This window comes from Corynebacterium sp. HMSC058E07, assembly GCF_001809885.1.
Classification (GTDB): Bacteria; Actinomycetota; Actinomycetes; order Mycobacteriales; family Mycobacteriaceae; genus Corynebacterium; species Corynebacterium macclintockiae.
Window position 1 is genome coordinate 120,930 of sequence record NZ_KV799271.1, and the last position, 12,481, is coordinate 133,410.

The 12,481-nt window shown below is 60.9% G+C and carries 11 protein-coding genes; 1 reads left to right on the forward strand and 10 read right to left on the reverse strand.

Annotation, left to right across the window (positions count from 1 at the left end; genetic code table 11):
* Window positions 1-3: 3 nt before the first annotated feature.
* The 6 genes from HMPREF2678_RS04245 to HMPREF2678_RS04270 all read right to left on the reverse strand — a co-directional run bounded on the left by HMPREF2678_RS04245 (window position 4) and on the right by HMPREF2678_RS04270 (window position 6,408).
* A complete protein-coding gene (locus HMPREF2678_RS04245; RefSeq protein ID WP_080716044.1) occupies window positions 4-1,170 on the reverse strand; it encodes an acyltransferase family protein in 1,167 nt (388 codons plus the stop codon).
* Between the two features lie 138 nt (window positions 1,171-1,308).
* Complete coding sequence (locus HMPREF2678_RS04250) at window positions 1,309-2,037, reverse strand: lysophospholipid acyltransferase family protein (RefSeq protein WP_034977287.1); 729 nt, start codon at window positions 2,035-2,037, stop codon at window positions 1,309-1,311.
* 36 nt (window positions 2,038-2,073) lie between these two features.
* Window positions 2,074-3,063 carry an ROK family protein gene (locus HMPREF2678_RS04255; RefSeq protein ID WP_070551043.1) on the reverse strand — a complete coding sequence of 330 codons (990 nt, stop codon included), beginning with the start codon at window positions 3,061-3,063 and terminating at the stop codon, window positions 2,074-2,076.
* Between the two features lie 89 nt (window positions 3,064-3,152).
* Complete coding sequence (locus HMPREF2678_RS04260) at window positions 3,153-4,340, reverse strand: glycosyltransferase family 4 protein (RefSeq protein WP_070551045.1); 1,188 nt, start codon at window positions 4,338-4,340, stop codon at window positions 3,153-3,155.
* Between the two features lie 34 nt (window positions 4,341-4,374).
* Window positions 4,375-5,553: an NlpC/P60 family protein gene (locus tag HMPREF2678_RS04265; protein WP_246817879.1), complete on the reverse strand. Its 1,179-nt coding sequence runs from the start codon at window positions 5,551-5,553 to the stop codon at window positions 4,375-4,377.
* A 234-nt stretch (window positions 5,554-5,787) separates the two neighbouring features.
* Window positions 5,788-6,408: a C40 family peptidase gene (locus HMPREF2678_RS04270; RefSeq protein ID WP_034970221.1), complete on the reverse strand. Its 621-nt coding sequence runs from the start codon at window positions 6,406-6,408 to the stop codon at window positions 5,788-5,790.
* Between the two features lie 480 nt (window positions 6,409-6,888).
* On the opposite strand from HMPREF2678_RS04270, the gene HMPREF2678_RS04275 reads away from it, so the two are divergent.
* Window positions 6,889-7,650, forward strand: a complete 762-nt coding sequence (locus tag HMPREF2678_RS04275) for a 3'-5' exonuclease (RefSeq protein WP_246817880.1) — start codon at window positions 6,889-6,891, stop codon at window positions 7,648-7,650.
* Window positions 7,651-7,728: 78 nt separating this feature from the next.
* On the opposite strand, the gene HMPREF2678_RS04280 is transcribed toward HMPREF2678_RS04275, so the two are convergent.
* The 4 genes from HMPREF2678_RS04280 to HMPREF2678_RS04295 all read right to left on the reverse strand — a co-directional run bounded on the left by HMPREF2678_RS04280 (window position 7,729) and on the right by HMPREF2678_RS04295 (window position 12,156).
* Window positions 7,729-9,363, reverse strand: a complete 1,635-nt coding sequence (locus HMPREF2678_RS04280; protein ID WP_035007472.1) for a cytochrome bc1 complex cytochrome b subunit — start codon at window positions 9,361-9,363, stop codon at window positions 7,729-7,731.
* Window positions 9,360-10,565, reverse strand: a complete 1,206-nt coding sequence (locus HMPREF2678_RS04285) for a cytochrome bc1 complex Rieske iron-sulfur subunit (RefSeq protein WP_034977280.1) — start codon at window positions 10,563-10,565, stop codon at window positions 9,360-9,362. The genes HMPREF2678_RS04280 and HMPREF2678_RS04285 overlap by 4 nt, the downstream gene beginning before the upstream one ends.
* Complete coding sequence (locus HMPREF2678_RS04290; protein ID WP_070551047.1) at window positions 10,562-11,461, reverse strand: cytochrome bc1 complex diheme cytochrome c subunit; 900 nt, start codon at window positions 11,459-11,461, stop codon at window positions 10,562-10,564. The genes HMPREF2678_RS04285 and HMPREF2678_RS04290 overlap by 4 nt, the downstream gene beginning before the upstream one ends.
* An 83-nt stretch (window positions 11,462-11,544) precedes the next feature.
* Complete coding sequence (locus tag HMPREF2678_RS04295) at window positions 11,545-12,156, reverse strand: aa3-type cytochrome oxidase subunit III (RefSeq protein ID WP_034970235.1); 612 nt, start codon at window positions 12,154-12,156, stop codon at window positions 11,545-11,547.
* Window positions 12,157-12,481 lie beyond the last annotated feature (325 nt).

Consider the following 12,481-nt stretch of genomic DNA (forward strand, 5'->3'; position numbering starts at 1 on the left):
CGGCTAGGCCGACAGGGTTCGTTCGCCCCCGGACTTAACGCTGTAGCGGGATTGTTGCTCTTTTTCTTTGGGACGCCGCAGTGGCGGCGGGAACAGCACCCACCGCAAGTAAGGCGTTTTCCCGATGGCATAGCCCACGGCAGAGGCGACCACGCACGCACCAATGGCCCACCACAGCTGGCCGGCCAGGGTGCCAAGGAAGGACAGCGACTCCGGGTGCGCTTCCGCCAAGGAGACTGCGGCTCCGTCCAGCAGGAACAGACCCAGCGGGTGGAAGACGTAGACCTGCAGCGTGTTGCGACCGACGAAGAGGAATACGCGGCGCACGTAGGGAATGGCGCAGATCCAGACAGCCACAACGATGGCGAAAGGCAGCGCGGCCAGCGAGCGCAGCAGATCCGTGCCCAGGGTGATGGCGGCAACGGTAGGCGTCCAATCGCTAAAGACGGTCTTCGACAGGCCACGCATCAGGTATTCAGAGCCGAAGAACATCGCGGCACTGCCCACCACGACCCATGGGCGGAAGGCCACGCTGGCCAGTCGGAAGAAGATGTCCCGGTAGTGCAGCCCAATAAAATACATCGGCACGAATGCCAGTACGTGGCGGAAGAAGATGTCCTCGCCGCCGCCCAGGAAGGCACCGATGATCAGTGGGAGGCAGGAAATCAGGGTTGCCAGCCACGGCGGCTGCTTGCGCAGAAGCCAGGCGAAGATGTTGTAGAGCATCAACGCGTACAGGAACCACAGGCCCACGTTGCCGAACAGCATGGCCTTGATAAGGGCGCGCATCGAGTATTCCCCGTCGATGCTCATGCGGGTCAGCGCGTGGAAGGGGTTAAACACCAGGTATGGCACCAGCAGGAACCACAGGCGACGGTAGAACAGGTCGCCGAAGGAGCGTTCCAAAATGCGGTGGGAAAACAAGCCGGAGACCAGGAAGAACAGCGGCATACGCAGCGGGTCGAGGAAGCTGGAGAGCTCACCCAGGGTCGTATCCTCTCCCCCTGGGATTCCAGTGACCACGTGCATAATGCACACGCCGATAATGGACAGCCCCTTGGCGGCGTCTGCCCAGTCAACTCTTTGCTTCACAGCTAGCGACTGCGCCCGGCGCGGATCCTTCCGCTCGGCCGCCCTGGCTAGGGAAGGCTCCTCATCTGTTTTCGCCATAATTCTTACTAGAAGATCAGTTTTCTACCCGCTACGTCAACCTTCGAAGCGATCGGGGCGTGTCGGAAAAGGCCTGGGTAAAACCCGGGTAGTGCTCGGGTAGCGCCCGGGTAGCATTCAAGTAGCGACTGATCAGCCCTAGTTACGGGGCTCCGATCCCGGCGGGTAGCCCTTGCCTTCCTCCAGGGATTTCTTCACATCCGCGGCATAGAAATCCTTCACATACTCCTGGCCGGAAAGCTCGTGCAGGGCTTCCATGATCGCGTCGGTCAGCGCCCTGGCCTGGGCGTAGTCGTCGCCCGCATCACGGAAATCTTCGGGATCGATCGGGTCACCGACATACACGCCGCAGCGCGCCGGACGGGGGATCCACGTGCCGATGGGGTTTGCCTTGTTCGTGTTAATCATCGCCACCGGGTACACCTTCACCCCAGATTCCAGGGCGATGCGGGCCAGTCCGGTCTTGCCACGGTACAGGCGCCCGTCCGGCGAGCGGGTTCCTTCTGGATACATGCCCAACAGGTCGCCGCGCTCCAGCACCTTCAGTGCGGTTGCCAAGGCCGCGTTCTGGGATTCCTTGTCCTGGCGGTCAATCGGCACCTGGCCGACGGAGGTGAAGAAGAACTTCTGAATGCCACCGACCAGGCCGGGGGTGGTGAAGTACTCCTTCTTGGCCAGGAACGTCAGCTGTCGTTTGGATACCAGCGGCAGGTAAAAGGAGTCCATCACTGCCAGGTGGTTGGAGGCCAGGATGCCCTCGCCCTCCTTGGGAAGCTTTTCCAGCCCCTTGGTGAACGGGCGGTTATATACACGCAGCCACGGGCCGATCAGGATGTACTTAAAGAACCAATACGCCTTGTTCTGCATGCTTTTTAAAACCTACCGTTACTCTTTTTTCCCTCTTTAGGCGGCGCTTCCTAGGTGCTTGCGCGCCAGTAGTGCCACGCCGATCATACCGGCATCGCCACCCAACTGCGCAGTTTTCACCCGCGCGACTGGTCGGTGACCAGCCCCGACAATGTCGTAGTTCAGCATGGATTCGGCCTGGTCCAGGAACAGATCCGCGTCTGCGCTGACTCCCCCGCCGATGACAATCAGCTCCGGATCCAGCACGTCCTGTACCAGCGACAGACCCCGGCCGAGCCACAGTCCCATGTCCTCGACGGCGGCACGCGCCAGCTGGTCGCCTTCGCGGGCAAGGCGCACTACCGCCCGGCCAGAGATCTCCTCCGGGTGCTGTGCGAACTCGCGAGTAATGGCGGAATCCGGGAACTCGCCCGTCGCAATCAGATCCTGTGCCGTCAGCGCCAGCGCCGAACCGGAACAATAGCGTTCCAAGCATCCCTGCTTTCCGCAGGGGCAGGCCCGCCCGCCGGGCATGACGGTCAGGTGCCCGAACTCCGGGGCGGTTCCGAATGCCCCGCGGTAGATTTCGCCCTCGACCATCACTGCCCCGCCGATGCCTGTGCCCAGCGCAAAGAGCACCCACGTGCCCGCTCCCTGCGCAGCTCCCAGGTGGTACTCCCCCAACGCGGCGGAGTTCGCATCGTGCTCCAGCTCCACCGGCAGCCCCAGGCGTGTGCTCAGCCGCTGGGTCACCTTGGTGTTCCTCCACGGCAGGTGCGGGGCGAAGCGCACCGTATCGCGCTGCGAGTTAATGAACCCGGCGACTGCCAAGCCGACCGCCCCGATCCCCTCGTTGCGGCGCTGCAGGCAGCCCACGGCGTGTACCAGCGCGGCTTCCAAGGCGTGCACGTTGGATGGGGTGGGCAGCTTTTCAATGTCCAGAATCTTCCCGTCGGCGTCCACCACGGCAGCGCGCAGGTTGGTACCGCCGATGTCCACGCCTACGGTCAAGCTCCCAGTCACGCGACGATCCACCCTTCCGAACATTCTTTCTGTACCGATTAACCCCCTCATTCTAGCCAGCCCGGCGCCCCATAAAAATCGTGCGGAACGTCCCCCACCGCCCAGTCGGCGTTCTAGGCGAAGCTATGGCGCGGCGGAATCCCGCCCTCACCTGCCATTACCGCACGGCACTGATACCCCAGGACCTGCCAGGTCCAACGTTCATTCACGTGCTTCCGCGCTGCGGTCGCCAGGCGCTGGCGCGTAGGGGCGTCACCAAGTAACACAGAGATACGACCGGCAACGTCATCCAGGTCCCGCGAGTCCACGACCACGCCCGTCCGACCGTCCATCACGGTCTCCGGGGCGCCGCCGCCATTCCCCGCGATCGTGGCCACGCCGGCGGCCTGCGCCTCGAGGAACACAATGCCTAGCCCCTCCACCGACAAGCCGCCCAGCTGAGTGCGCACCGGCAGCGCGAAAACATCGCCGACGGTGAAGTGCCCCGGTAGCTCTTCTGCCTCAACGGCACCGGTAAAGGTCGTATTCTTTGTGACGCCCAACCGCCGCGCCAGTTCCTCCAACTTCGCGCGGTACGTACCGGGTCCGACGATCAGCAGATGCGCATCCGAATGCTCGCGCAAAATGGCGGGCATGGCCTTGACCAGCGTGTCCTGGCCCTTGCGCGGAACCAACCGGGAAACCGCGACGATAACCTTCTTGTCCTCCAGCCCATAGCGGGCGCGCAGTGCGTCACGGACGGCCGGATTCGGGTGGAACACGTCGGTATCCACGCCACCGGGCATGGGCTCCCAAGCCACGGAGGGACCAAAGGCGCTGGCCATGCGGTTGCGGGCGTAGTGCGAGACATAGGTAAGGCAGTCCACCGTCCGGCCGATCCGACCCAGCACCTGGCGGGTGCCGGGGAACATCGACCAGCCGACCTCGTGGCCGTGGGTGGAAGCGACGATGCGGCGTGCGCCCGCGGCACGGGCAGCTTCGGCCATAAGTGCCAGCGGAGCGGCAGCGCCGAACCAGACAGTGTGGATCTCGTGTTCGCGGATCAGCTGCTGCATCCGCCGGACAGTGGCGGGAGTGGGCAACATGACCTTGCGGGGCCAACGGACGACCGTGTAATCCTGCTGAGAGTCGAACTCCCGAGCGTTGGTGGCATGCTGCGTGGACGCGAACACGACCACGTTGTTGGGGTCCAGTGTGGTGAGGTAGTCACGAACGTACGTCTGAATCCCGCCGAAGGTAGGCGGAAAGTCATTGGTGACAACGAGGACGCGCGGGTGGCGGTGCTGGACTTCGCTAGGCATACGATAAATGATATCGGCGCCAGTTCTACTTCTACTAGTAGCGGGCAGCACCCTGGACAGGCATGGAGTTCAGCGGAACCACCTGGACGGGGATGCCGTAGTCGGGAGCGTGGACCACCTTGCCGTCGCCGATGTACATGCCAACGTGGGTCACGCCCGGGTAGTAGCCGACGATATCGCCCGGCTGCAGGTCATTGATAGACACGGACTGCCCACCGGCAATCTGTGCGGAGGAGGTACGCGGGATCGTCTTACCCTGCTGCTGGTATGCCCAGTACATCAGTCCAGAACAATCGAAGGCACTGGGGCCGGTAGCGCCCCAAGAGTACGGAGAACCGATCTTGGATAGCGCTGCGGCAACCACACCGGTTGCGTTGACTGGCGCGCCGGAATCACCCTTACCCTTCAGGCCGCCGAGGAACGCCTCTACGTCGACGTCGATCGGGCCGTTGCGGTCGGCCCAGCGTCGGCGATCCTCCGGGCTGAGGCCGTCGACGACCTTCATGACCTTGTCTTTGAGCTTATCGAGCTGCTTGTTACGGTCCTCCAGGTCCGACTTGCGGTCGTTGAGGGTGCGCAGCTGGAAATCGGCGGTTGCCTTAGAGCGGCTGGCCTTGTTCTTCTCCTTAGCCGCATCCTTCAGCTTGCGGGTCAGGTTGTCGACAGCATCGGTGCGTTGGTTGCCGATCGTGGCCAGGTAAGAGGAGCGCTCGACGGCAGCCTGTGGCCCCTGGGAGCCGACGAAAGCGGATACCGGGTCAACGGTCGCGCCGCGGTACATAGCCTGGGAAACTCCGGTGACGTTCGCACGGGAGGACTTCACGTCAACGGCGAGCTTATCCGCGCGCTTCTTGGCATCATCAGCGGTCTTGTTAGCCCGCCCCAGGTTGCCCTCGGCCTGCTTGATGTCGATCTTCAGCTGCTCGACCTCGTCCGAGGTCTCGGAGGCAAGATTGGAGATCTTCTTCACGTGGTTCAGCAGCCCGTCGACGTCCTTCGGAATAGGAGCGTCGAGCAGACGGCGAACCTCTTCAGCCTTCTTGTCGCCCTTGTCGCCCTGATTCTGCGCCTCTTGCTGGTTGTTGCGAGCATCCTGCGGGTCAGCGCCGGCTTGCGGGACGCTGGCACCCACTGCGAGGGACAGAAGAGCTGCGGTAGCGGCCTTGGTAAGCGCGCGGGAACCGACGAAGCGATCGCGAGAAGAGGAAGACATCACATTCACGACTGGACTTTCTTTAATTCTGAAGGAGTAAGGACCACTGGACGGGCCAACGGCGTAGATCACCGTTTGGTAACGGTAGATATTCTGCCACATGAGAGGGCAAAAGTGGGACTCATACCCAAACGGCACGAGCCCCACCTTTTCACATATTTACCAGCTGTAACTTAAGCCCCAGAAGAACCTTCCAGGCTATTGACATGCTGGGGTGGCGTCACCAAAAAAAATTTAGAAACGAACCGCGTTGTAGACCGGCATCATGTGCAGGTTATCGATGCGCACCGGGTTGCCAGAGTTCAGCGCGTGGACGATCTTGCCACCACCGATGTAGATAGCAACGTGAGAAGCGCCACCGTAGTAGGAGATCACGTCGCCCGGCCGCAGAGCGTTCAGGGAAACCTTCTTGCCTGCGGCAGCCTGCGCGGAAGAGGTGCGCGGGATGTTCTTGCCAACCTGGCGGTGCGCCCAAGAGGTCAGGCCGGAGCAGTCGAAAGCGTTCGGGCCAGCAGCACCCCAGGAGTACGGAGCGCCGATCTTGGACTTAGCGATGTCAGCAATACGCTGGCCGATGGAGGAGCTGGCCGGCTTCGGCGCCGAGGCCGGCTTAGCTGCCGGTGCACCCTTTGCGGCCGGAGCCTTGTCACCGGTGGTCAGGTTAGCCTGCTTGAAGTAAGGCTTGATGGCCGGCAGCATGTGGTCCGGAATCTCGACGGTTACGCCGGACGGCTTGTGGGTAACCGGAGCAGCCTGGGCTGCAGCGGGGTTCAGTACAGCGGCGCCCACACCGACGGCGGCGATCATTGCTGCGTTGCGGGATGCGTTGTTCTTCTTCAGGCTGTGCTTGCCCATATTGATCCTCAATTACCTTTCAGTCCGTTGTCTGGGGATGTATCCCCTCGCCCGGTAGCTATTGCCGCTACCGCGGTGCGGTGAGTGTTCTGTTGTAGTTCAACCCTTGGCGATCCAAGTTCCTTGTTTGGGCTCACCGCTAAGGTCTCGAAAAGATTACGAAATGGTTGCAAGCAATGTCTAGCTAATCGCCAAATTTTCTTGATTTCCGTCGTTAACGTGCGGTTGTTATCAATCCGATACTTTACGAACCTTCAACACGAGCGTGAAAGTTATCAAAGCTTTATAATTCGCTGACCTGGGATTTCTTTCCACCACCCAGAAGAGTCATGTATCCCCTTCCCCTTACCCTTCTCTCAGAAACCACTTTATGTGACCTTAGTCACATCCCACGGTTTTTGGCCTATTTTTGACGCCCCTACGCCCCAACAAGGTGACGGATCAACCCACCTGTCGCGCTCCCCGCTAGACTGATTCTTCGTGTCTCCTTCCCCTTTAGAGCAGAACTCACCGCTGCAGAGCCCACCCCAGCACCACTCCCCCCAACACGCTCTGCCTCAGCGCAGTTTGCCCCAGCAGCCCCGCACACCGGAACACGCAGATCCGGGAAGGCTGCGTGTGGATCTGCAGCGCACCCTCTCAGACTGCATCGTCATCGACTTGGAAACTACGGGATTGCGCCCACAACAGGCCCGCATCATCGAGATTGCCGCGCTACGGGTTGCAGACGGCGAGATCACAGATCGCTTCGCCACCCTCCTCAACCCCCACCAGGACGTACCAGAGGAAGTCACAGACCTCACCGGCATTTCGGCCGGCCTACTCGCCGATCAGCCGACGTTTGCGGAGGTTCTGCCCGATCTCATGCACTTCCTGCGCCCCAACTCCCCCACGGGTGCAACTCTCCCCGCCCATGCAGCCACGCCACGCCTTGTCGGCCATAATGTGTCCTTCGACTTCTCCTTTATCCAACACGAGATTCTGCGGGCACAGCTGGCGCCGCAGACTCAACACAGGGACACAGGCATGGAACCAACCGACATAGATTCTGTGCCTCCTTATACTCCCCGCCTAGTGTGCACCGCGGAAGCCTCCCGTGCGTTGATCCCCCGAGAGTCCGTTGGACGGTATCGATTGGGGAACGTGGCGTCATACCTAAAAGTCCCCCACCGCCCGCTACATCGTGCAATGAACGATGCCCTGGCGACCTATGGCGTTCTGCGCGCCTTGACTGAGCAATAAAAATCCCGCCCACCTTGGAAGGTGGACGGGATCTCTACGAGCCTTTGTGAGAGCAGTTGAGTTAGCTCTTAACGAGGGCTACTTGTCGAGCTCCTCGTGGCGACGACGGTTCTCCTCGTTCAGACGCTCGAACATTTCCTTCTGCTCGGCGTGGTTTTCCTTCTCGATACGCTCTGCCTTCTCGGCAATCTCCGGGGAATCCGGGGAGAAGAATCCACCGCGACCCGGGTGGCCAGCGGCGCCCAGCTCGTTCATGGTCTTCGGAACGTAAGCACCCTGGTACTCCAGCGGGATCGGGTGGCCGTGCTCGTCGACCGGACCCAGCGGCTGGTGAACCTCGATGAAGCCACCGGAAGGCAGCTGGCGGATCGTACCGGTCTCGATACCGTGCTCCAGAACCTCACGGTCGGAGCGCTGCAGGGAGACGCACAGGTGGTACGTGATGAAGTACGCGATCGGCGGCAGCAACACCAGGCCAATGCGACCCAGCCACGTCATCAGGTTCAGGGAGATCGTGAAGTGCATGGCCAGCAGGTCGTTACCACCCGAGATGGTGAGCAGTACGTAGAAGACCAGAGCCATCACGCCGATAGCGGTGCGGACCGGAACGTCGCGCGGGCGCTGCAGCAGGTTGTGGTGGGCGTCATCGCCCGTCATCTTCTGCTCGATCCACGGGTAGGTGAACAGCAGGACAACCAGCAGACCCAGCAGCAGTGCTACCCAGAACACAGCCGGGATGGTGTAGTTACCCAGGTAGAGCTCCCAGGCAGGCATGACACGTGCAGCACCGTCAGTCCACAGCATGTAGATATCCGGCTGGGAACCAGCGGAAACCTGCGACGGGTTGTACGGGCCCAGGTTCCAAATTGCGTTGATCTGGAACAGGCCGGCCAGCAGAGCGATAACACCGAAGGTGATCAGGCCGAAGGAAGCGGCCTTCAGACCGAACACCGGCAAAATACGAACGCCGACAACGTTGTTCTCGGTACGACCCGGTCCAGGGAACTGGGTGTGCTTCTGGTACCAAACCAGTGCCAGGTGAGCAGCGATCAGAGCCAGCAGGATGCCTGGGATCAGCAGAACGTGGGCGATGTACAGGCGAGGAATGATGATCTCACCCGGGAAGTCGCCAGCGAACATGATCCAGTGCAGCCAGGTACCGATGATCGGCAGGCCAACCATGATGGCGGACATAATGCGCAGACCGACACCGGACAGCAGGTCGTCCGGCAGGGAGTAGCCCATGAAGCCCTCGGCCACGGACAGCAGCAGCAGGACACAACCGATTACCCAGTTGGCCTCACGCGGCTTGCGGAACGCACCCGTGAAGAAGATGCGCAGCATGTGCACCATGATCGACACGGCGAACAGCAGCGCAGCCCAGTGGTGGACCTGGCGGATAAACAGGCCACCGCGAACCTCAAAGGAGAGGTTCAGAGCAGTCTTGTAAGCGGCGGACATTTCCACGCCGTTGAGCGGTGCGTAGGCACCGTCGTAGATCACCTTCGACATGGAGGGATCGAAGAACAGCGTCAGGTAGACACCGGACAGGATCAGGATAATAAAGGAGTACAGCGCGATCTCACCGAGCATGAAAGACCAGTGAGTCGGGAATACCTTGTTGATTTGCGGGCGGATCAGGCCGGAGGCAGTGTACCGCTCGTCGATGTTGTTGGCCGCTTTAGCAGCGCGGCTCTGTTGCTTAGTGGTCATGAACGACGCTCCCAGAATGCCGGGCCGACAGGCTCGATGAAGTTACGGTCGGCGTACATGTATCCCTCTTCGTCGACCGAGATCGACAGCTCCGGCAGTGCGCGGGCTGCCGGTCCGAAGATCGGCTTACCGTGCTGCAGTGCATCGAACTGAGACTGGTGGCACGGGCAGAGGATGCGGTTAGTTTGCTGCTCATACAGGGACGTAGGGCAACCAATGTGGGTACAGATCTTCGAGTAAGCGAAGTAGTCACCGTAGTGGAAGTCCTCCTGGCCCTCGCGCAGGATTGCCTTCTCGGCATCTGCGGAACGCAGGCGAATCAGCATCACGGCGTTACGCGGGCCGTGGATGGAGTGCATGTGCTCCTCGTAGACGTCGCGGTTCTTGTCGAACTTGTCGCCGTCGTTGACCATATCCTCGGTCATGGGGAACACGGTCTCCATCGAGGCCGGATCCAGGTCCTCCGGACGCATGCGGATCAGTCGGGAAACACCCTGGGTGCTGTAGTGCCCATCGTGCTCCTCGGCGATCGCGCCGGTGTCGCGGCCCAGGTAGACCTTCTCGCCCTGCTCCGCCAGCGTCCAGCCGGTGGTCCACAGGGTACCGTCGCCCTGGATGCCCATTGCCTTGGCCTTCCAAGGATTCTTAACAATGCCGCCCAGCGGCAGAGCGATCGTCAGACCAGCCAGGACAGCACCAGTGCCAGCCAGACCAGCGATAACCGGACGACGGCCCAGCGTCGAGGTCTTCCAGGAATCGTTCAGCAGAGCGACCAGCGTGCGGCGGTCAACTTCCTCGGACGGACCATCGTGACGGGTCTGAACCGAGATCTCTTCCGGAACGAAGCTCTTGGTGTATGCAACGATGGCAGCACCCAGCAGGGTGATGCTCAGGCCGGAGGTGAGGCCCAGCAGCGGGGTGTAGATGGAGTAGAGCCAAACACCATCTTCAGCCAGGTGCTTGTACTCCCACGGCCAGAACAGGTAGATACCGATGAAAGCGATCGCGAACAGTACCGACAGGGCCAGCATGATGGTGACCTTGCGGCTCGCGCGCTTCTCAGCGGGATCGTTGGCGATCGGGAAGCGCTCCTTGCGGTAGGCAACCGTCACACCGTCGAGCTCAGTACCCAGGCGGGCCAGCTCGTCATCATTCATCTTCGACAGCTCTTCGTGGCTGTACTTCTTGGCGTTCTCACTCATGACCGCGATCCAATCCACATAGCGAAGGCAACGAGAACCACGATGCCAACAAACCACATCAGCATGCCCTCAGTCACCGGGCCGATGCCACCCAGTCCGAAGCCACCCGGGTTCGGGGTCTCCTTGGCGGACTTGATGAAGGCGATGATGTCCTTCTTCTCGTCAGCAGTCAGCTGGCGATCGGAGAACTTCGGCATGTTCTGCGGGCCGGTCAGCATAGCTTGGTAAATCTCCTGCTCGTTAGCCGGAGCCAGAGCTGGTGCGTACTTACCACTCGACAGTGCGCCACCCTTACCGGTGAAGTTGTGGCAGGATGCACAGTTCAGGCGGAACAGGTCAGAACCACGGGCTACGTCGGCCGGGTCGATCTTGCCATCCTGGTTGTTGGAGCCACGCAGGGACTCCATAGCGATCTCACCGTTGGAGTCGCGGACGATGCCCGGGCCGCCACCGTTGGCGTTGACGTAAGCTGCAAGCGCCAAAGCCTGCTGCTCGGAGTAGCGCGGCTGCTTACGCTTGGCCTGCGCCTCGTTACGCAGCATTGGCATGCGGCCGGAGTGTACCTGGAAGTACACAGCGCCCTCGCCAACACCGATCAGGGAAGGACCGCGGTCCTTCACACCCTGCAGGTTTGCACCGTGGCAGGTGATACATGCAACTTCGTAAAGTTCCTTACCCTGCTTAGCCAGATCCTCGGAGCTCTTCTCAGCTACGGCATTCTGGGCGTCAGGGGTCAATGCGTTAGCCAGGAAGCCCGCACCGGTGAGTGCGAACAACAAAGCCAACGCGCCGGCGAAGGCCTTGCGGACCTTCCGGCGGCGGCGTGCCTTGGCGGCACCGCCCTTCGAACCACTGGGGGCCTGCCCCGTGGTTGCGTTGGTGGAGTTGATATCCATCTTGTTCCCTTATTTGTTAGTCAATGGAATTGCGATGGGCTGTAGGCCGACTCTCTTCAGAAGGAAGAACCGGCCTGGCCGGCCTACTGAATGAAGTAAATCGTGATCCACAGGCCGATCCACACCACGTCCACGAAGTGCCAGTAGTAAGACACAACGACGGCGGCGGTGGCCTGTGCCGGGGTGAACTTCGACTTCGCGGTCCTCAACAGAACCACAACGAAGGCCAGAACACCGGCGAGCACGTGCGCGCCGTGGAAGCCTGTCGTGATGTAGAAGACCGATCCGTAGACGGAGCCACCGATCGTGGTTCCGTGCTCAACCAAGTGGATGTACTCGTAGATCTGGCCAACCAGGAAGATCGTTCCCAGAAGCGCCGAAAGTGCATACCACTTGCGGAGTGCGAAGACGTCACCCCTCTCCGCTGCGAATACGCCCCACTGAGCAGTGAACGAAGAACTGATCAGAATGACCGTAATTGCTGCCGCGAACGGCACGTTCAGCTCCGTGGGCTCGGACGGCCAATTGCCGCCAGAGTTGGCCTTGGACACGAAGTACATCGCGAACAGGCCAGCGAAAAACATCAATTCCTGAGACAGGAACACAATCGTGCCGACACTGACCATATTGGGTCGGTTCAGTGTCGCAACACGATGTGGTGCTGCCATACCTGGGTTTTCAACTGCGCTCGTCACGCCTAACAGTATGGCCGTTTGAAGCCCGATAGTCGATTCACTCGAGCGGTTTTCTGGAAGGAATCTGTAAATCCGCAGGTGAAACCTTGGATAGGCCTGAAAGTCCACCCCGTTAGGGGTTAGCGGGAACTTTTCCATGCACCCATCCGACGGCCTACATAACGACAGGTCAATACACACTTTCGTCAAGAGCAGACACGCTCGCTACCCTCTGATGGGGCTAACCCTGGCCTCCCCCGGCACCCCCAACGGGAACCGCCTGATCACCCGCCAAAAGCTCCCCGCACTCCCCTCGAGCCTAATAGACTGGTTAGTACGCTTAGAA

What these genes read in the sequence shown, in the direction of transcription:
- HMPREF2678_RS04245 (WP_080716044.1), bottom strand. Translation starts at nt 1,170, where the DNA reads ATGGCGAAAACAGATGAGGAGCCTTCCCTAGCCAGGGCGGCCGAGCGG.
- HMPREF2678_RS04250 (WP_034977287.1), bottom strand. Translation starts at nt 2,037, where the DNA reads ATGCAGAACAAGGCGTATTGGTTCTTTAAGTACATCCTGATCGGCCCG.
- HMPREF2678_RS04255 (WP_070551043.1), bottom strand. Translation starts at nt 3,063, where the DNA reads ATGTTCGGAAGGGTGGATCGTCGCGTGACTGGGAGCTTGACCGTAGGC.
- HMPREF2678_RS04260 (WP_070551045.1), bottom strand. Translation starts at nt 4,340, where the DNA reads ATGCCTAGCGAAGTCCAGCACCGCCACCCGCGCGTCCTCGTTGTCACC.
- HMPREF2678_RS04265 (WP_246817879.1), bottom strand. Translation starts at nt 5,553, where the DNA reads ATGTCTTCCTCTTCTCGCGATCGCTTCGTCGGTTCCCGCGCGCTTACC.
- HMPREF2678_RS04270 (WP_034970221.1), bottom strand. Translation starts at nt 6,408, where the DNA reads ATGGGCAAGCACAGCCTGAAGAAGAACAACGCATCCCGCAACGCAGCA.
- HMPREF2678_RS04280 (WP_035007472.1), bottom strand. Translation starts at nt 9,363, where the DNA reads ATGACCACTAAGCAACAGAGCCGCGCTGCTAAAGCGGCCAACAACATC.
- HMPREF2678_RS04285 (WP_034977280.1), bottom strand. Translation starts at nt 10,565, where the DNA reads ATGAGTGAGAACGCCAAGAAGTACAGCCACGAAGAGCTGTCGAAGATG.
- HMPREF2678_RS04290 (WP_070551047.1), bottom strand. Translation starts at nt 11,461, where the DNA reads ATGGATATCAACTCCACCAACGCAACCACGGGGCAGGCCCCCAGTGGT.